The sequence below is a fragment of the Acinetobacter sp. YH12239 genome (genome assembly GCF_013417635.1).
Classification (GTDB): domain Bacteria; phylum Pseudomonadota; class Gammaproteobacteria; order Pseudomonadales; family Moraxellaceae; genus Acinetobacter.
Window position 1 is genome coordinate 60,253 of record NZ_VPDP01000010.1, and the last position, 15,956, is coordinate 76,208.

A 15,956-nucleotide genomic window follows, 5' to 3' on the forward strand; every position below is an offset into this window, starting at 1 on the left:
TTTTTATTCGATCTTTTGTTGTTGCATTATTTTGAGTGCTTGTTGAATATCTTTCATCAAATCTTGCGGATATTCCAGTCCTATACAAAAACGAACCAATATTCCTTCTTGTAAATGTGGATGTGCAAGCTCACGCATTTGATCAAGTTGATAGAGCATTACTAAACTCACTGGACCACCCCAGCTAAAACCTAATTTAAACAGGTTAAGCGCATCACAAAAATTGCGTATATCTTGAAGATTATATTTTTTATCAAAAATTACACTGATCAAACCTGCGCTTAATTCTGATCGGCAAACTTCCTTCCAAAAAGTATGACCTGCAGATTTTGGATTGGCAGGGTGCAATACTTGTGCAAACTCATTTTGCTGTAGAAGCCAGCTTAATAAAGTTAGCGCTGATTTAGATTGGTGCGTATAACGGAGTTCCATTGAAGATAGGCTGCGCTGAATCTGTGCGGTGTCATCGCCTGATATAGAAATCCCTTGAATTGCATGCATGCGAAATAGCTTGTGGTATAAATCCTTGTTTTTTGTTACGACACTCCCCATGAGAATGTCACCACCACCGCTTGGATATTTGGTGAGTGCATGGACGGTAATATCGACTGCTAAGTGTTCTGTACCAAAATCAAAAGCATTAAAAGCTAGACCTGCTCCCCAAGTATTATCAAGTGCGGTAAGGATCTTATGCGTTTGAGCTTTTTTCACCAGATTCGTTAAATCTGGAAATTCGAGTGTTACAGATCCTGCAGCCTCTAACCAAATTAACTTAGCTTTATCACTGGGTTTAAAGCTCTCAACATCAATTGGGTTATAGACCTTAACGGCAATACCATAACGTGATTCTAGGTTTCGCAAATGCTCCATATTTGGACCGTAAATATTGTCCGCGACCCAAACTTCATCACCATGTGCTAAAAAACAAGAATTCACCAAGTTGATTGCAGAGAGTCCGCTTGGTGCAAGTAGACAGTATTCTCCGCCTTCTAATTGTGCAATATTGTCGCCTAGCGTAAACGTAGTGGGGGTGCCATGCGTTCCGTAACTATAGTCATAAGCATCGGTCCAATGGCGATTGAAAAGAGCATCGGTATTTTCAAAAATGATCGTTGATGCACGATAAATAGGGGGTTGAATACTATTTAAAAGTTGAGGTGCTTTTCTAGGGCTATGTATGAGTTGAGTTTGCGTATTTATTTTCACAATTTACCTGTATAAACCGTCATTTTATAACTAACAAAACATACTACTAAAAAACTGCATAGCTGTGCTTTGTTTAAAATTATTTAACAACCTATAGGTTGGCTTCATTTTTGCAACTGCTAGTGCAATATAAGAAAAGTTCGGGTTGGAAAATGAAGCCATTAAAAGTGCATTACTTTCAGCATATTGCTGGTGAAGGGTTCGGAAGTTGTTATGAATATTTAAAATCAATTGGAGCACAAATTAGTGCTACGGAGTTTTTTGCATTACCTGTTGAGATGGCATTAGAAATCGAGGCGTTACCAGCAATTGAAGATATTGATTTACTAATCATCATGGGCGGAGCAATGAGTGTAAATGATGAGGCAAATTATCCATGGCTAAAAATAGAAAAAAGATGGATCCGTCGATATTTATCACTAGGCAAGCCTGCAATTGGTTTGTGTCTCGGAGGTCAGCTTATAGCCAATGCTTTGGGAGCAAGTGTACGTTTAAATGAACAACAAGAGTTAGGTTGGACTAAAGTCTTCAGAACTCAACATGGTTTATCAGATTACTTTGAAATACCTAAAGAATTGGAAATAATGCAATGGCACAGTGAGACTTTTGAGATTCCTAAAGGAGGCGTCAGACTGGCTGAAAATAATGTGTGTGCAAACCAAATGTACCAAATTGGAAAGAATGTGCTGGGTTTTCAGTTTCATCCAGAAATAACGCCGAAAGTTTTACAAATGTATATTGAGAATGAAGAGCATGAGAAGGTATTTTCTGGCGCTTATGTACAATCTTTAGATACCTTAAAACAAACAAAAAAAACGAGGTTCCAAAAAGGGAATGAATTGCTGATCGATGCAATTAATTACGTATTGGGGTTCGGGCAGGGTGTGCAAAAGAAAGCCGCCAACGCTTAACCGTAAATTGAGAAAAAATGATAAATAGGTTTGCTTAACAGTTAAACAATCGTTATAATGGGCGACCCTTTGATATTAAGGGCTAAACAACGTTGATTGTTGTTTAGATCGTTACAGTCGTGGCATCGATCACGACCTTAGTGATTTTCACTGCCTCTGACACTTGCCTTGTTTTCGGACAGGGGGAGATGCGTCATGGGTGATTCTTTATATATTTGGCTTGGAGTTTACTGGTATGTCTAACCAGAGAATCCGTATCCGTTTGAAGTCTTTTGATCACCGTTTAATTGATCAATCTTCTCAAGAGATCGTAGAAACAGCAAAACGTACTGGCGCACAAGTTTGTGGTCCAATCCCGATGCCAACTCGCATCGAGCGTTTTAACGTTCTAACTTCACCGCACGTTAACAAAGACGCGCGTGATCAGTATGAAATCCGCACTTACAAGCGTTTGATCGACATCGTTCAACCTACAGACAAAACTGTAGATGCATTGATGAAATTAGATCTTGCAGCTGGTGTAGACGTTCAGATCGCATTGGGTTAAGGCTTTCGGTTAATTAACACTCTAAGTTAATTAAGCCGCTTTTTTAGAGGTTTATGCACATGGCTATTGGTTTAGTCGGTCGCAAGTGCGGTATGACACGTATCTTTACAGATGCTGGTGTTTCTGTACCTGTTACAGTGATTGAGGTTGATCCTAACCGCATCACTCAAATCAAAACGCTTGAAACTGATGGTTATCAAGCGATTCAAATCACTACTGGTGAACGTCGCGAATCTCGCGTTACTAATGCTCAGAAAGGTCACTTCGCTAAAGCGGGTGTTGCTGCTGGTCGTTTAGTTCAAGAGTTCCGTGTTACAGAAGCTGATCTTGAAGGTCGTGAAGTTGGCGGAACTATCGGTGTAGATTTGTTCACAGTGGGTCAAATCGTTGACGTAACTGGTCAGTCTAAAGGTAAAGGTTTCCAAGGTGGTGTTAAGCGTTGGAACTTCCGTACTCAAGACGCTACTCACGGTAACTCTGTTTCTCACCGTGTTCTAGGTTCTACAGGTCAAAACCAGACTCCTGGTCGCGTATTCAAAGGCAAAAAAATGGCTGGCCATTTAGGTGCTGAACGCGTAACTACACAGGGTCTTGAAATCGTTGCTATCGATACAGAGCGTTCAGTTCTTGTAGTTAAAGGCGCGGTTCCTGGTGCTACCGGTGGTGACGTAACTGTTCGTCCTACTATCAAGGCTTGAGGGGAAATAACGTGAATTTAAATACTGTTTCCGGCTCTGCTGTTGAATTATCAGAAGTTGCGTTCGGTCGTGAATTCAATGAAGCTCTTGTACACCAAGTTGTTACAGCTTATTTAGCTGGTGGTCGTCAAGGTTCAAAAGCTCAGAAATCACGTGCAGACGTTTCTGGCGGTGGTAAAAAACCATTCCGTCAAAAAGGTACTGGTCGCGCTCGTGCTGGTTCTATTCGTAGCCCAATCTGGGTTGGCGGTGGTAAAACTTTTGCTGCTCGTCCACAAGACTGGTCTCAAAAAGTAAACCGTAAAATGTATCGCGGTGCTATGCAATGCATCCTGGCTGAACTTGTTCGTCAAGATCGCTTAGTTTTAGTTGAAGAGTTTGCTGTAGCTGCTCCAAAAACTAAAGAATTGCTTGCAAAACTTAACGACTTGAATGCTACTCGTGCATTAATCGTTACTGATGCTGTTGATGAGAACTTGTATCTAGCTGCTCGTAACCTTCCACACGTTGATGTGGTTGATGCTGCTGCTATCGATCCTGTTAGCTTGATCGCGTTCGATAAAGTTGTTATGTCTGTAGCTGCTGCTAAGAAAATTGAGGTAGAACTCGGATGAACAACGAACGTATCTATCAAGTCCTAAAAGGACCTGTATTCTCAGAAAAAGCACAAGTTTTAGGTGAAACTGCTGGTGTTCAAGTGTTTAAAGTTGCTATCGATGCAAACAAACTTGAAATCAAAAAAGCAGTTGAACAATTATTTGGTGTAGAAGTTGTTAAAGTTAACACGACTATCACTAAAGGTAAGACTAAACGCTTTGGTAAAACTATCGGACGTCGTTCTGATGTTAAAAAAGCATACGTCACCCTGAAAGCTGGCCAAGATGTAGAAATGGCTGACTTGGGCGATACCGCTGAAAGCACAGCGGAATAAGGACGAGAATTATGCCTATTCAAAAATGTAAGCCAACGTCTCCAGGACGTCGCTTTGTAGAGAAAGTCGTTCACGACCATCTTCACAAAGGTGCGCCTTATGCTCCGTTGGTAGAAGCTAAAAAACGTACTGGTGGTCGTAATAACAACGGTCACATTACTACACGTCACGTTGGTGGTGGTCACAAGCAACATTACCGTATTGTTGACTTTAAACGTAACAAAGATGGCATTCCTGCGACTGTAGAGCGTATCGAATACGATCCTAACCGTACTGCACACATTGCATTAGTTTTGTATGCTGACGGTGAGCGTCGTTATATCATTGCGCCTAAAGGTCTACGTGCTGGTGATAAAGTTCAATCTGGTAACGATGCTCCAATTCGTCCAGGTAACTGCTTACCACTTCGTAACATGCCTATCGGTTCTACTCTTCACAATATCGAGCTTAAAATTGGTAAAGGCGCTCAATTAGTGCGTTCTGCTGGTGCTTCTGCTCAGTTATTGGGTCGTGACGGTTCTTACGCAATTATTCGTCTACGTTCTGGCGAAATGCGTAAAGTACACGTTGAATGTCGCGCAGTTCTTGGTGAAGTTTCTAACCAAGAAAGCAACTTACGTTCACTAGGTAAAGCTGGTGCTTCACGCTGGCGTGGTGTTCGTCCTACCGTTCGTGGTATGGCGATGAACCCGGTAGATCACCCGCATGGTGGTGGTGAAGGGCGTAACAAAGGTATTCAACCTGTAAGCCCATGGGGTCAAAAAGCTAAAGGGTACAAGACACGTACCAATAAGCGTACGACTAAGATGATCATTCGCGACCGTCGCGTTAAGTAACAAGTAAAGGAATCTGACAATGCCTCGTTCTCTGAAAAAAGGCCCATTCGTCGATGCGCACTTGTTCGCTAAGGTTGAAGCGGCTATCGCGGCTAATAACCGTAAGCCGATCAAAACTTGGTCGCGTCGTTCGATGATCCTCCCGGATTTTGTTGGTTTAACAATTTCTGTACACAATGGTCGTAACCATGTTCCGGTAATCGTATCTGAGCATATGGTTGGTCACAAGCTTGGTGAATTTGCACCGACTCGTACTTACCGTGGTCACGGTGTTGACAAGAAATCTAAACGTTAATAGGTGCTATGATGGAAGTAACTGCTAAATTACGCGGTGCCGCTATCTCGGCACAAAAAGCTCGTTTGGTTGCAGACTTGATTCGCGGCAAATCTGTTGCGCACGCTCTTAACATCCTAAACTTCAGCAACAAAAAAGCTGCAGTTTTAGTTAAGAAAGCGTTGGAATCTGCGATTGCAAACGCTGAACATAATAACAGTTTAGATGTAGACGATCTTAAAGTTTCTACGATCTACGTTGATGAAGGCATGAGCCTTAAACGTATTTTGCCACGTGCTAAAGGCCGTGCAGATCGTATTACTAAGCGTACTTGTCACATCACCGTTAAGGTAGGGGTTTGATATGGGTCAGAAGGTTCATCCAATCGGTATCCGCCTAGGTGTTGTGAAACGTCATAACGCTAACTGGTATGCGAATCCGAAACAATACGCTGAATACTTGCTTAAAGATCTTCAAGTTCGTGAGTTTTTGAATAAAAAACTCAAGAATGCGATGGTAAGCAATATTCTTATCGAACGTCCAACAGGTGCTGCTAAAGTAACAATTAGCACTGCTCGTCCTGGTATCGTAATCGGTAAGAAAGGCGAAGACATTGAAAAATTACAGCGCGAACTTACCAATATTATGGGTGTTCCAGCGCAAGTAAGCATCAACGAAATTGATCGTCCAGATTTAGACGCTCGTCTAGTTGGTGAAGCAATTGCTTCTCAATTAGAAAAACGTGTAATGTTCCGTCGTGCTATGAAGCGTGCGGTTCAAAACACTATGCGTGCTGGTGCGAAAGGTATCAAAGTTGAAGTTTCTGGTCGTTTAGGCGGTGCAGAGATTGCACGTACTGAATGGTATCGTGAAGGTCGTGTACCTCTACATACTCTTCGTGCTGACATCGACTATTCAGCGGTTCGCGCAGAAACTACTTACGGTACGATCGGCGTTAAAGTTTGGATCTTCCGTGGTGAGATCTTGGGCGGCATGAAACAAGTCATGAACCCAGCTCCAGCTGAAGAACGTCCAGCTAAACGTGGTCGCGGTCGTGGTGAAGGTCAAGAGCGTCGTGGTCGTCGCAATGATCGTTCTGCTGAAAAAGGAGAATAATCCATGTTGCAACCTAAACGTACTAAATTCCGTAAAGTGCAAAAAGGCCGTAACACTGGTCTAGCACATCGCGGTAGCACAGTATCTTTTGGTACTATCGCACTTAAATCAGTTGAACGTGGTCGCATGACTGCGCGTCAAATTGAAGCAGCGCGTCGTACAATCAGCCGTCGTGTAAAACGTGGTGGTAAGATCTTTATCCGTGTATTCCCGGACAAACCAATTACTGAAAAACCATTAGAAGTTCGTATGGGTAAAGGTAAAGGTTCTGTGGAATATTGGGTTTGTGAAATCAAACCAGGTAAGATCCTGTACGAAATGGAAGGTGTGAACGAAGAATTAGCGCGTGAAGCATTTACGCTTGCTGCTGCTAAACTTCCGTTTAAAACCACTATCGTGACTCGGACGGTAATGTAATGAAAACTAAAGATCTACGTGAAAAGTCGGTAGAAGAATTGACAGCTTTGCTTGATGAGCAACAGTTGAACCAATTCCGTCTTCGCATGGCTAAAGCAACTGGTCAATTGGGTAAATCGCACGAAGTGCAATTAACTCGTAAAACTATTGCTCGCATCAAGACCCTCCTTACCGAAAAACAGGGGAACGCACAATGAGTGAGCAAACAGTTCGCACGTTAACAGGCAAAGTCGTAAGCGACAAGATGGACAAGTCTATCGTTGTTCTTATCGAACGCCGCGTTCAACACCCGTTGTATGGCAAATCAATCCGCCGTTCAACAAAATTACACGCTCATGATGAGAACAACACTGCTAAAACTGGCGATGTTGTAACTATCAAAGAAAGCCGCCCAATTTCTAAAACTAAGTCTTGGACTTTAGTTGAAGTTGTTGAAGCAGCTGCTGAGTAAATAACGTTCTTGTTGCATCATCGGTCAATTTCGAGTACTCTTTGAGCCTTTCGAAATTGTGACCGGTGATGCTCGGTTTTGGAGTAGGGCAATGATTCAGACCGAAACTATGCTCGACGTAGCAGACAACAGTGGTGCTCGCCGCGTACAATGTATTAAAGTACTTGGTGGTTCACATCGTCGTTATGCTTCAGTTGGCGACATTATTAAAGTTACTGTAAAAGAAGCAATTCCACGTGGCCGTGTTAAAAAAGGCGACGTAATGAATGCAGTAGTTGTACGTACAAAATTCGGTATCCGTCGTCCAGATGGTTCTGTTATTCGTTTCGATGATAACGCTGCTGTTATTTTGAACAACAACAAAGCTCCGATTGCTACTCGTATTTTCGGACCAGTGACTCGTGAACTTCGTACTGAACAGTTCATGAAAATCATTTCATTGGCTCCTGAAGTTCTATAATAGAGGCAATCATGGCTAAGATTAAAAAAGGCGATCAAGTAATCGTGATCGCAGGTAAAGAAAAAGGCAAACAAGGTACTGTTTTGTCTGTTTCTAATGACCGAGTTAAGGTTGAAGGTCTTAACTTAGTTAAGAAGCATCAAAAGCCTAACCGTGCAACAGGTGCTGAAGGCGCTATCGTTACACAAGAAGCTTTGCTTCATATCTCTAACGTGGCAATTTTTAATGCTACAACCCAAAAGGCTGACCGTGTTGGTTACCAAGTGATTGATGGCGTGAAAACTCGCGTTTACAAATCAAATGGTGAATCAGTGGCGGTAGCGAAGTAATAGGTTGAAATAGGCAATGGCCAGACTTAAAGCGCGTTACAACGACGAACTTAAAGCTCAATTACAAGAACAATTGGGCGTTAAGAATGTGATGGAGATCCCTCGCATCACTAAAATCACGATCAATATGGGTGTTGGTGCAGCTGCTGCTGACAAAAAACTCCTTGATGGTGCTCTTTCTGATATGCAAGCTATCGCTGGTCAAAAACCAGTTCTTACGTTAGCTCGTAAATCTATCGCTGGTTTCAAAATCCGTGATGGTTGGCCGATTGGTTGTAAAGTTACTTTACGCGGCGAACGCATGTACGAATTCTTAGACCGTTTGATCTCTATCGCGATCCCTCGTATCCGTGACTTCCGTGGTTTCTCTGCGAAATCATTTGACGGTCGTGGTAACTACTCTATGGGTCTTAAAGAACAGATCATGTTCCCTGAGATCGATTTTGATAAGATTGACCGTATTCGTGGTATGGATATTACCATCACTACGACTGCTCGCACCGATGACGAAGGCCGTGCGCTTATGCGTGCATTCGGCTTCCCGTTCAAATAAGAGGTCGATATGGCTAAGAAAGGTATGATTAATCGCGAATTGAAACGCGAAGCTACTGTTGCTAAATACGCTGCAAAACGTGCTGAATTAAAAGCTGTTATTGCAAACGTAAATGCAAGCGACGAAGAGCGTTTCGAAGCGATGATGAAGTTACAAGCATTACCACGTAATGCATCTCCAGTACGTCTTCGTAACCGTTGTGGTTTAACTGGTCGTCCTCATGGTTACTTCCGTAAGTTCGGTTTAAGCCGTAACAAATTACGTGACACAGTAATGCAAGGTGATGTACCGGGCGTTGTTAAGGCAAGCTGGTAAGGAGCACTATAAATGAGTATGCAAGATACCGTTGCCGACATGTTAACACGTGTTCGTAACGCACAAATGGCGAAGAAACAAACTGTTTCTATGCCAAACTCAAAGTTAAAAGTTGCGATTGCTAACGTTCTTCAACAAGAAGGTTATATCGCTGACGTAGCTGTTGCGGATGCTGAAGGCAAACCAACACTTACTTTGACTTTAAAATATTTCGAAGGCAAACCAGTTATTGAAACTGTGAAGCGCGTTAGCCGTCCAGGTTTACGTCAATATCGCGGTAAAGATAACCTTCCAAGCGTTAAGCAAGGTTTAGGTATTGCAATTGTTTCTACAAGCAAAGGCATCATGACTGATCGCGCTGCACGTGCTGCAGGTATCGGTGGTGAAGTTATTGCTTTTGTTTCTTAATAGGTGATTCCTCATGTCTCGTGTGGCTAAAGCCCCAGTAACTGTACCTAACGGTGTAACAGTTACTCAGAACGGCCGGCAGGTCGAAGTGAAAGGCAGCAAAGGTACTTTGTCTTTCAACCTGCATGCGCTGGTCGAGCTAAAACAGGAAGACGGTATTCTAGCTGTTGCTCCTAAAGCTGAATCTAAAGATGCTTGGATGCAAGCTGGTACTGCTCGCGCTGTGCTTAACAACCTTGTTAAAGGTGTTAGCGAAGGTTTCGAACGTAAGTTACAACTTATCGGTGTTGGTTATAAAGCTGCGGTTAAAGGGAACACAGTTCACCTTAACCTAGGTTTCTCTCACCCGATCGATTACAACCTTCCTGAAGGTGTAACTGCTGAAACTCCTACAGCTACTGAAATCGTGCTTAAATCTGCTGATAAAGCAGCTTTAGGTCAAGTTGCTGCAGATATCCGTGGTTACCGTCCGCCAGAGCCATATAAAGGTAAAGGTGTTCGTTATTCTGATGAAGTTGTACTTCGTAAAGAAGCTAAGAAGAAATAAGGCGCGAGGTTCTTATGAACGAAAAGAAACAAACCCGTTTGCGTCGTGCGAAAAGCACACGCTTGCACATCCGTGCATTGGGTGCGACTCGTTTGTGTGTAAACCGCACTCCGCGTCACATCTATGCTCAAGTAATCTCAGCAGATGGTGGCAAAGTATTAGCGCAAGCTTCTACTTTAGATGCTACGTTACGTAGTGGTACTACAGGTAACGTTGAAGCAGCTACTAAAGTTGGTGCTTTAATCGCTGAACGTGCTAAAGCAGCTGGCGTAACTAAAGTTGCATTTGACCGTTCTGGTTTCAAATATCATGGTCGTATCAAAGCCTTGGCTGATGCTGCTCGTGAAAACGGCTTGGAGTTCTAATCATGGCTAAAGTTGAACAAAACGAAGGTCTTGTTGAAAAGCTGGTTGCCGTTGATCGTGTAGCCAAAGTTGTTAAGGGTGGTCGTATCTTCTCTTTCACAGCATTAACTGTTGTGGGTGATGGTAATGGTCGCGTAGGTTTTGGTCGTGGTAAAGCTCGTGAAGTTCCAGCTGCTATTTCTAAAGCACTTGAAGCTGCTCGTCGCAACATGATTACTGTTGAACTTGTTGATGGTACTGTTCAGCACCCTATCAACGCTCGTCACGGTGCTAGCCGTGTTTACATGCAACCTGCTTCTGAAGGTACTGGTGTAATTGCTGGTGGCGCTATGCGTGCTGTTTTAGAAGCTGTTGGTGTACGTAACGTATTAACTAAATGTTATGGTTCTACTAACGCTGCGAACGTAGTAAACGCGACTTTCAATGGTCTGCGTGATATGACTTCTCCTGAGAAAGTTGCTGCGAAACGTGGTCTTTCAGTAGCACAAATTCAAGGGTAATCAATCATGAAAACGATTAAAGTTACCCAGACTAAATCTGCATCGCATCGCTTGAAAAATCACAAGCTTAGCCTTAAAGGTTTAGGTCTGCGTCGTATTGGTCACACTGTAGAAGTTCAAGATACTCCTTCTAACCGTGGTATGATCAATCAAGTTTACTATATGGTTAGTGTAGAGGAATAAGCCATGACTCTGCGTTTAAATACAATTGCACCTGCAGAAGGTGCTAAACGTGATAACCTTCGTTTAGGCCGTGGTATTGGTTCTGGCGTTGGTAAGACTGGTGGCCGTGGTGTCAAAGGTCAAAACTCACGTAAGAGCGGTGGTACTCGTCCAGGTTTTGAGGGTGGTCAAACTGCATTATATCGTCGTCTACCTAAGTTCGGTTTCACTAGCCAATTGGCTTTGAAAACTGCTGAAGTACGTTTGTCAGAACTTAACAAAGTTGAAGGCGATATCGTGTCTCTTGAAACTTTAAAAGCAGCGAACGTTGTACGTAAAGATATGATTCGTGCTCGTATCGTTCTTTCTGGTGAAATCACTCGTGCATTCACTGTTCAAGGTGTTGCATTGACTAAAGGCGCTAAAGCTGCTGTTGAAGCTGCTGGCGGTAAAGTCGAGGAGTAATCGCGAGTGTCTATGTCTCCTAGTTCTACAGGTCATGTTCACATGATGAAAGGTCAACCATTTCACGTTAAATATCGTGAAATTATACGCCGATTAATGTTTTTAATTGGTGCTTTGGTGGTCTTTCGACTAGGAGCGCATATTCCGCTGCCAGGTATTGATAATGTCGCTTTAGAACGTTTCTTTAATGCAAACCAGGGTACTTTCCTTGGTTTGTTTAATATGTTCTCAGGCGGGGCATTGGAACGAATGTCCATTCTTGCGTTGGGGATCATGCCGTATATTTCTGCATCGATTATCGTGCAGTTAATGTCAACGGTTGTTCCTTCGCTGGAAGCATTGAAAAAAGAAGGCGAGCAGGGCAAGCGTAAGATTAACCAATATACGCGTTACGGCACATTATTTCTTGCAATTGTACAAGGTATTGGTATGTGTGCGGGTCTGATCAGTCAAGGGATTACCTTTACTTCAGGTTTAGCATTCTATATTCCTGCATTAACGTCTTTAGTTGCAGGTACCATGTTCTTAATGTGGTTGGGAGAGCAAATTACCGAACGTGGTGTTGGTAATGGGATCTCTATGATCATCTTTGCAGGTATTGTTGCTGGTTTACCAAGTATGGTTGTGCAATCATTTACCCTTGTGGAAAATGGTCAATCAAGTTTAATTGGTATTGCTATATTTGGCTTATTGTCTTTAGCTGTTTTAGCTGCGATTGTGTTTATTGAGAAAGCACAACGTCGTATACCTGTTAACTATGCTCAAAAGCAGCAAGGTCGCCGAGTATTTACTGCACAGCAGACTCACTTACCATTAAAAATAAATATGGCGGGTGTAATTCCAGCAATTTTCGCAAGTTCGTTATTGCTGTTTCCTGCAAGTTTAGGTCAATGGTTAGGTAGTTCTGATCCTAATGCAGGGATCGTTAAGCGTACACTACAAGATTTGGCATTAGTTTTATCGCCTGGACAACCATTATATTTGGTGCTATTCGGTGCGCTTATTATTTTCTTCTGTTATTTCTATACGGCACTAGTTTTTAGTCCTAAAGAAGTTTCTGAAAACTTAAAGCGTAGTGGAGCTTATGTACCTGGTATTCGCCCAGGTGAGCAAACTGCTCGTTATTTAGATCATATTCTTAGTCGTTTAACATTTATCGGTTCGATTTATATCACTGTTGTATGTTTAATGCCGATGGTGCTTCAAAGTTCTTTTGGTATTCCATTCCATTTGGGTGGTACATCGCTGTTGATCGTGGTTGTTGTAGTTATGGACTTTATGGCTCAGCTACAGGCACACCTCACATCGCGCCAATATGATAATCAAACACTAATGAGTAAAACGACTGCTCATCCTAAGGGATAAGCGCACTTAGAGGTTTCATCATGAAAGTTCAAGCTTCTGTAAAGAAAATTTGTGGTAGCTGTAAAGTTATCCGTCGTAATGGGGTAATCCGCGTGATTTGTAGCGCTGAACCTCGTCATAAGCAGCGTCAAGGTTAATCTGATCAAGACCTGTTGATTTCAGTAGGCTAATTAGGTTATTATCCGCCCCTCAAAGATTTTGTGGGGCGGTTGATTATCTCTACTGCCTTTTTGGAGAAAGTGAATGGCTCGTATTGCCGGTGTAAACATTCCGGATAACAAGCATGCTGTTATCTCTCTTACGTATATCTTTGGTATTGGTCGCCATACTGCTAAGCAAATCTTAGCTGCAACTGGTATTGCACCAACTACTAAGATCCGTGAATTAGATGACGCTCAGCTTGATGCGATTCGTGCAGAAGTTGCTAAGGTTCCGACCGAAGGTGACTTACGTCGCGAAATTTCCATGAACATTAAACGTTTAATGGATTTAGGCTGCTACCGCGGTCTTCGTCATCGTCGCAGCTTGCCTGTCCGCGGACAACGCACCAAAACTAACGCACGTACCCGTAAAGGTCCGCGCAAACCTATTAAGAAATAAGATTTCTGGAAGCTAAAAGATGGCTAAAGATACTCGCACACGCAAGAAGGTCACTCGTACCGTCTCTGAAGGTGTTGCACACATTCACGCTTCTTTTAATAACACCATTGTGACTATTACCGATCGTCAAGGTAATGCACTGGCTTGGGCCACTTCAGGTGGACAAGGCTTCCGTGGATCACGTAAATCAACTCCGTTTGCTGCTCAGGTAGCTGCTGAAGTTGCTGGTAAAGCTGCTTTGGATTACGGTTTGAAAAACTTGGACGTCCTTGTTAAAGGTCCTGGTCCAGGTCGTGAATCTGCGGTTCGTGCTTTAGGTGCAGTGGGTTATAAAATTAATAGCATTACCGATGTGACTCCAATTCCTCACAACGGTTGCCGTCCACCTAAAAAACGTCGCGTGTAAGGAGAAACATTCATGGCTCGTTATATTGGTCCAAAATGCAAACTCTCTCGCCGCGAAGGGACAGACCTGCAACTTAAATCAGGCGTTAAACCGTTTGATGTTAAGACAAAAAAACATGCTAAAGCTCCTGGCCAACATGGTGGAGCTCGTGGTGGTAAACAATCAGAGTACTCACTACAATTACGTGAAAAACAAAAAGTACGTCGTATGTACGGTGTTTTAGAACGTCAATTTAGTAACTACTATAAAGAAGCTGCTCGTGTTAAAGGCGCAACAGGTGAAAACTTGTTGAAATTGCTTGAAAGCCGTTTAGATAACGTTGTTTATCGTATGGGCTTTGGTTCTACACGTGCAGAAGCTCGTCAGCTTGTATCTCACCGTTCAATCACTTTAAATGGTCGTCGTGTTAACATCGCGTCAATCCAAGTTAAAGCTGGTGACGTGATTGCAGTACACGAAGGCGCTAAACAACAATTACGTATTAAAAACGCAATTGAATTGGCTGCTCAACGTGGAACTCCTTCTTGGATGGAAGTTGACCATTCTAAATTAGAAGGTACATTCAAATCTGCACCTGATCGTTCTGATTTACCTGCTGAAATCAACGAAAGCTTGATTGTTGAATTGTATTCTAAATAATCCTTGAGGTAGCAATAATGACGCGTACTGCAAACGAGTTTCTAACTCCGCAAGCGATCAAGGTCGAAGCGGCAAGCGGGACCTCGGCAAAAGTGATTCTAGAACCTTTAGAGCGTGGCTTTGGTCATACTCTAGGTAATGCTTTACGTCGCATTCTTTTATCATCTTTACCTGGCGCTGCTGTGGTTGAAGTTGAGATTGAAGGCGTCGAGCACGAGTACAGTACTTTAGAAGGCTTGCAGCAGGACATCGTCGAGCTCTTGCTGAACCTTAAAGGATTGTCTATTAAGCTGTTCGATCAAAATGAAGCATATTTGACATTAGAGAAACAAGGACCTGGCGATGTAACTGCCGCTGATCTTCGTTTACCTCACAATGTTGAAGTGGTTAACCCTGAACATTTGATCGGCACGTTAAGTGCTTCAGGCTCATTGAAAATGCGCTTGAAAGTTGTTCAAGGTCGTGGTTATGAGACTTCTGATTCTCGCTTCCCAGAAGGTGAAACTCGCCCAGTGGGACGTTTACAATTAGATGCGTCTTATAGCCCGATTAAACGTGTTTCTTACACAGTTGAAAATGCTCGTGTAGAACAACGTACAGACCTTGACAAGTTGGTCATTGATCTTGAAACAAACGGTACTGTTGATCCTGAAGAAGCGATCCGTAAAGCGGCAACAATCTTGCAACAACAAATTGCAATCTTTGTTGATCTTCAGAAAGATCAAGCTCCAGTTGCTCAAGAACCTCGTGAAGAAGTTGACCCAATCTTGCTTCGTCCAGTAGATGATCTAGAGCTTACTGTTCGTTCTGCTAACTGTTTGAAAGCAGAAAATATTTACTACATTGGTGATCTTGTTCAACGTACTGAAGTTGAGTTGTTAAAAACTCCTAACTTAGGTAAAAAATCGTTGACTGAGATCAAAGATGTTCTGGCTTCAAAAGGCTTACAACTCGGCATGCGTTTAGAAAACTGGCCACCAGCTAGTTTACGTATGGACGATCGTTTTGCCTATCGTAGTCGTTAATTAAGTAGGACTATCACCATGCGTCATCGTAATAGTGGTGTGAAATTAGGCCGTACAAGCAGTCATCGTAAAGCGATGTTCCAAAACATGGCTAATTCTTTGTTTGAACACGAGTTGATCAAAACAACTGTGCCTAAAGCAAAAGAGTTACGTCGTGTAGCTGAGCCTTTAATCACTTTAGCTAAAGTCGATACAGTAGCAAACCGTCGTTTAGCGTTTGCTCGTACTCGTTCAGCAGCAACTGTTGGTAAATTATTTACCGTTCTTGGCCCTCGTTACAAAGAACGTAACGGCGGTTATCTACGTGTTCTTAAAGCGGGCTTCCGTGCAGGTGATGCTGCACCGATGGCTTACGTTGAGCTAGTAGATCGCGAAGTTAAATAATTTCGTGTAGAACATAGCAAGTTGTTCAAAAAGGTCGGTTGAATAA

30 protein-coding genes are annotated in these 15,956 nt (G+C 42.8%); 29 read left to right on the plus strand and 1 reads right to left on the minus strand.

What is annotated here, in order from left to right:
* Positions 1-3: 3 nt before the first annotated feature.
* On the minus strand, positions 4-1,206 hold the full coding sequence (locus tag FTV17_RS10050) for a PLP-dependent transferase (RefSeq protein WP_179999266.1): 1,203 nt from the start codon (positions 1,204-1,206) through the stop codon (positions 4-6).
* A gap of 152 nt (positions 1,207-1,358) precedes the next feature.
* Here FTV17_RS10050 and FTV17_RS10055 point away from each other — a divergent pair, with 152 nt between their 5' ends.
* From FTV17_RS10055 to rplQ, 29 genes are all read left to right on the plus strand, one after another.
* Complete coding sequence (locus tag FTV17_RS10055; protein WP_179999267.1) at positions 1,359-2,117, plus strand: type 1 glutamine amidotransferase; 759 nt, start codon at positions 1,359-1,361, stop codon at positions 2,115-2,117.
* Between the two features lie 235 nt (positions 2,118-2,352).
* Positions 2,353-2,664, plus strand: a complete 312-nt coding sequence (gene rpsJ / locus FTV17_RS10060; RefSeq protein WP_004725677.1) for a 30S ribosomal protein S10 — start codon at positions 2,353-2,355, stop codon at positions 2,662-2,664.
* A 59-nt stretch (positions 2,665-2,723) separates the two neighbouring features.
* Entirely contained in the window at positions 2,724-3,362 is a 639-nt protein-coding gene (gene rplC, locus FTV17_RS10065; protein WP_035265091.1) for a 50S ribosomal protein L3, read from the plus strand.
* Between the two features lie 11 nt (positions 3,363-3,373).
* Entirely contained in the window at positions 3,374-3,976 is a 603-nt protein-coding gene (rplD, locus tag FTV17_RS10070; protein ID WP_035265093.1) for a 50S ribosomal protein L4, read from the plus strand.
* Positions 3,973-4,293 carry a 50S ribosomal protein L23 gene (gene rplW, locus FTV17_RS10075; protein ID WP_035265097.1) on the plus strand — a complete coding sequence of 107 codons (321 nt, stop codon included), beginning with the start codon at positions 3,973-3,975 and terminating at the stop codon, positions 4,291-4,293. The genes rplD and rplW overlap by 4 nt, the downstream gene beginning before the upstream one ends.
* 11 nt (positions 4,294-4,304) lie before the next feature.
* On the plus strand, positions 4,305-5,129 hold the full coding sequence (rplB, locus tag FTV17_RS10080) for a 50S ribosomal protein L2 (RefSeq protein WP_035265099.1): 825 nt from the start codon (positions 4,305-4,307) through the stop codon (positions 5,127-5,129).
* A gap of 19 nt (positions 5,130-5,148) precedes the next feature.
* On the plus strand, positions 5,149-5,424 hold the full coding sequence (rpsS, locus tag FTV17_RS10085) for a 30S ribosomal protein S19 (protein WP_004281508.1): 276 nt from the start codon (positions 5,149-5,151) through the stop codon (positions 5,422-5,424).
* Positions 5,425-5,435: 11 nt separating this feature from the next.
* Positions 5,436-5,765 (plus strand): 50S ribosomal protein L22, encoded by a 330-nt coding sequence (gene rplV, locus FTV17_RS10090; RefSeq protein ID WP_035265103.1) that lies wholly within the window; start codon positions 5,436-5,438, stop codon positions 5,763-5,765.
* Position 5,766: 1 nt separating this feature from the next.
* Positions 5,767-6,519 (plus strand): 30S ribosomal protein S3, encoded by a 753-nt coding sequence (gene rpsC, locus FTV17_RS10095; protein WP_035265107.1) that lies wholly within the window; start codon positions 5,767-5,769, stop codon positions 6,517-6,519.
* A gap of 3 nt (positions 6,520-6,522) precedes the next feature.
* On the plus strand, positions 6,523-6,936 hold the full coding sequence (gene rplP / locus FTV17_RS10100) for a 50S ribosomal protein L16 (RefSeq protein WP_035265110.1): 414 nt from the start codon (positions 6,523-6,525) through the stop codon (positions 6,934-6,936).
* Entirely contained in the window at positions 6,936-7,133 is a 198-nt protein-coding gene (gene rpmC, locus FTV17_RS10105; RefSeq protein WP_035265113.1) for a 50S ribosomal protein L29, read from the plus strand. The genes rplP and rpmC overlap by 1 nt, the downstream gene beginning before the upstream one ends.
* Positions 7,130-7,387: a 30S ribosomal protein S17 gene (gene rpsQ / locus FTV17_RS10110; RefSeq protein WP_004691314.1), complete on the plus strand. Its 258-nt coding sequence runs from the start codon at positions 7,130-7,132 to the stop codon at positions 7,385-7,387. Before rpmC ends, rpsQ begins: the two co-directional genes overlap by 4 nt.
* A gap of 91 nt (positions 7,388-7,478) precedes the next feature.
* Positions 7,479-7,847 carry a 50S ribosomal protein L14 gene (rplN, locus tag FTV17_RS10115; protein ID WP_035265119.1) on the plus strand — a complete coding sequence of 123 codons (369 nt, stop codon included), beginning with the start codon at positions 7,479-7,481 and terminating at the stop codon, positions 7,845-7,847.
* A gap of 11 nt (positions 7,848-7,858) precedes the next feature.
* Positions 7,859-8,176 carry a 50S ribosomal protein L24 gene (gene rplX, locus FTV17_RS10120; protein ID WP_035265122.1) on the plus strand — a complete coding sequence of 106 codons (318 nt, stop codon included), beginning with the start codon at positions 7,859-7,861 and terminating at the stop codon, positions 8,174-8,176.
* 16 nt (positions 8,177-8,192) lie between these two features.
* Positions 8,193-8,729, plus strand: coding sequence for a 50S ribosomal protein L5 (rplE, locus tag FTV17_RS10125; RefSeq protein WP_004809796.1), 537 nt, complete (start codon positions 8,193-8,195; stop codon positions 8,727-8,729).
* Between the two features lie 9 nt (positions 8,730-8,738).
* Entirely contained in the window at positions 8,739-9,044 is a 306-nt protein-coding gene (rpsN, locus tag FTV17_RS10130; RefSeq protein ID WP_067731180.1) for a 30S ribosomal protein S14, read from the plus strand.
* Between the two features lie 12 nt (positions 9,045-9,056).
* Positions 9,057-9,452: a 30S ribosomal protein S8 gene (gene rpsH, locus FTV17_RS10135; protein WP_035265132.1), complete on the plus strand. Its 396-nt coding sequence runs from the start codon at positions 9,057-9,059 to the stop codon at positions 9,450-9,452.
* A 13-nt stretch (positions 9,453-9,465) separates the two neighbouring features.
* Positions 9,466-9,999, plus strand: coding sequence for a 50S ribosomal protein L6 (gene rplF / locus FTV17_RS10140; RefSeq protein ID WP_035265135.1), 534 nt, complete (start codon positions 9,466-9,468; stop codon positions 9,997-9,999).
* 14 nt (positions 10,000-10,013) lie between these two features.
* A complete protein-coding gene (gene rplR, locus FTV17_RS10145; RefSeq protein ID WP_035265138.1) occupies positions 10,014-10,364 on the plus strand; it encodes a 50S ribosomal protein L18 in 351 nt (116 codons plus the stop codon).
* Positions 10,365-10,366: 2 nt separating this feature from the next.
* Positions 10,367-10,864, plus strand: a complete 498-nt coding sequence (rpsE, locus tag FTV17_RS10150) for a 30S ribosomal protein S5 (RefSeq protein ID WP_035265141.1) — start codon at positions 10,367-10,369, stop codon at positions 10,862-10,864.
* 6 nt (positions 10,865-10,870) lie between these two features.
* Complete coding sequence (rpmD, locus tag FTV17_RS10155; RefSeq protein WP_004786899.1) at positions 10,871-11,047, plus strand: 50S ribosomal protein L30; 177 nt, start codon at positions 10,871-10,873, stop codon at positions 11,045-11,047.
* A gap of 3 nt (positions 11,048-11,050) precedes the next feature.
* Positions 11,051-11,491, plus strand: coding sequence for a 50S ribosomal protein L15 (rplO, locus tag FTV17_RS10160; protein ID WP_179999269.1), 441 nt, complete (start codon positions 11,051-11,053; stop codon positions 11,489-11,491).
* 45 nt (positions 11,492-11,536) lie between these two features.
* On the plus strand, positions 11,537-12,856 hold the full coding sequence (gene secY / locus FTV17_RS10165; protein ID WP_171076742.1) for a preprotein translocase subunit SecY: 1,320 nt from the start codon (positions 11,537-11,539) through the stop codon (positions 12,854-12,856).
* Between the two features lie 20 nt (positions 12,857-12,876).
* Entirely contained in the window at positions 12,877-12,993 is a 117-nt protein-coding gene (gene rpmJ / locus FTV17_RS10170) for a 50S ribosomal protein L36 (protein ID WP_000867907.1), read from the plus strand.
* Positions 12,994-13,099: 106 nt separating this feature from the next.
* Positions 13,100-13,456, plus strand: a complete 357-nt coding sequence (gene rpsM / locus FTV17_RS10175; RefSeq protein WP_035265156.1) for a 30S ribosomal protein S13 — start codon at positions 13,100-13,102, stop codon at positions 13,454-13,456.
* 19 nt (positions 13,457-13,475) lie between these two features.
* On the plus strand, positions 13,476-13,862 hold the full coding sequence (gene rpsK, locus FTV17_RS10180; protein ID WP_001040166.1) for a 30S ribosomal protein S11: 387 nt from the start codon (positions 13,476-13,478) through the stop codon (positions 13,860-13,862).
* Between the two features lie 12 nt (positions 13,863-13,874).
* Positions 13,875-14,501, plus strand: coding sequence for a 30S ribosomal protein S4 (rpsD, locus tag FTV17_RS10185; protein WP_035265160.1), 627 nt, complete (start codon positions 13,875-13,877; stop codon positions 14,499-14,501).
* Between the two features lie 17 nt (positions 14,502-14,518).
* The gene (locus tag FTV17_RS10190; RefSeq protein WP_035265161.1) at positions 14,519-15,526 is read left to right on the plus strand and encodes a DNA-directed RNA polymerase subunit alpha; all 1,008 of its coding nucleotides are present in this window, start codon (positions 14,519-14,521) and stop codon (positions 15,524-15,526) included.
* A gap of 18 nt (positions 15,527-15,544) precedes the next feature.
* Positions 15,545-15,910: a 50S ribosomal protein L17 gene (gene rplQ / locus FTV17_RS10195; protein ID WP_034587447.1), complete on the plus strand. Its 366-nt coding sequence runs from the start codon at positions 15,545-15,547 to the stop codon at positions 15,908-15,910.
* Positions 15,911-15,956: the final 46 nt, after the last annotated feature.

Bases quoted from the DNA above. Each gene is read 5' to 3' on its own strand.
- FTV17_RS10055 (WP_179999267.1), top strand. From the start codon at position 1,359: ATGAAGCCATTAAAAGTGCATTACTTTCAGCATATTGCTGGTGAAGGG.
- rpsJ (WP_004725677.1), top strand. From the start codon at position 2,353: ATGTCTAACCAGAGAATCCGTATCCGTTTGAAGTCTTTTGATCACCGT.
- rplC (WP_035265091.1), top strand. From the start codon at position 2,724: ATGGCTATTGGTTTAGTCGGTCGCAAGTGCGGTATGACACGTATCTTT.
- rplW (WP_035265097.1), top strand. From the start codon at position 3,973: ATGAACAACGAACGTATCTATCAAGTCCTAAAAGGACCTGTATTCTCA.
- rplB (WP_035265099.1), top strand. From the start codon at position 4,305: ATGCCTATTCAAAAATGTAAGCCAACGTCTCCAGGACGTCGCTTTGTA.
- rpsS (WP_004281508.1), top strand. From the start codon at position 5,149: ATGCCTCGTTCTCTGAAAAAAGGCCCATTCGTCGATGCGCACTTGTTC.
- rplV (WP_035265103.1), top strand. From the start codon at position 5,436: ATGGAAGTAACTGCTAAATTACGCGGTGCCGCTATCTCGGCACAAAAA.
- rpsC (WP_035265107.1), top strand. From the start codon at position 5,767: ATGGGTCAGAAGGTTCATCCAATCGGTATCCGCCTAGGTGTTGTGAAA.
- rplP (WP_035265110.1), top strand. From the start codon at position 6,523: ATGTTGCAACCTAAACGTACTAAATTCCGTAAAGTGCAAAAAGGCCGT.
- rpmC (WP_035265113.1), top strand. From the start codon at position 6,936: ATGAAAACTAAAGATCTACGTGAAAAGTCGGTAGAAGAATTGACAGCT.
- rpsQ (WP_004691314.1), top strand. From the start codon at position 7,130: ATGAGTGAGCAAACAGTTCGCACGTTAACAGGCAAAGTCGTAAGCGAC.
- rplN (WP_035265119.1), top strand. From the start codon at position 7,479: ATGATTCAGACCGAAACTATGCTCGACGTAGCAGACAACAGTGGTGCT.
- rplX (WP_035265122.1), top strand. From the start codon at position 7,859: ATGGCTAAGATTAAAAAAGGCGATCAAGTAATCGTGATCGCAGGTAAA.
- rplE (WP_004809796.1), top strand. From the start codon at position 8,193: ATGGCCAGACTTAAAGCGCGTTACAACGACGAACTTAAAGCTCAATTA.
- rpsN (WP_067731180.1), top strand. From the start codon at position 8,739: ATGGCTAAGAAAGGTATGATTAATCGCGAATTGAAACGCGAAGCTACT.
- rpsH (WP_035265132.1), top strand. From the start codon at position 9,057: ATGAGTATGCAAGATACCGTTGCCGACATGTTAACACGTGTTCGTAAC.
- rplF (WP_035265135.1), top strand. From the start codon at position 9,466: ATGTCTCGTGTGGCTAAAGCCCCAGTAACTGTACCTAACGGTGTAACA.
- rplR (WP_035265138.1), top strand. From the start codon at position 10,014: ATGAACGAAAAGAAACAAACCCGTTTGCGTCGTGCGAAAAGCACACGC.
- rpsE (WP_035265141.1), top strand. From the start codon at position 10,367: ATGGCTAAAGTTGAACAAAACGAAGGTCTTGTTGAAAAGCTGGTTGCC.
- rpmD (WP_004786899.1), top strand. From the start codon at position 10,871: ATGAAAACGATTAAAGTTACCCAGACTAAATCTGCATCGCATCGCTTG.
- rplO (WP_179999269.1), top strand. From the start codon at position 11,051: ATGACTCTGCGTTTAAATACAATTGCACCTGCAGAAGGTGCTAAACGT.
- secY (WP_171076742.1), top strand. From the start codon at position 11,537: ATGAAAGGTCAACCATTTCACGTTAAATATCGTGAAATTATACGCCGA.
- rpmJ (WP_000867907.1), top strand. From the start codon at position 12,877: ATGAAAGTTCAAGCTTCTGTAAAGAAAATTTGTGGTAGCTGTAAAGTT.
- rpsM (WP_035265156.1), top strand. From the start codon at position 13,100: ATGGCTCGTATTGCCGGTGTAAACATTCCGGATAACAAGCATGCTGTT.
- rpsK (WP_001040166.1), top strand. From the start codon at position 13,476: ATGGCTAAAGATACTCGCACACGCAAGAAGGTCACTCGTACCGTCTCT.
- rpsD (WP_035265160.1), top strand. From the start codon at position 13,875: ATGGCTCGTTATATTGGTCCAAAATGCAAACTCTCTCGCCGCGAAGGG.
- FTV17_RS10190 (WP_035265161.1), top strand. From the start codon at position 14,519: ATGACGCGTACTGCAAACGAGTTTCTAACTCCGCAAGCGATCAAGGTC.
- rplQ (WP_034587447.1), top strand. From the start codon at position 15,545: ATGCGTCATCGTAATAGTGGTGTGAAATTAGGCCGTACAAGCAGTCAT.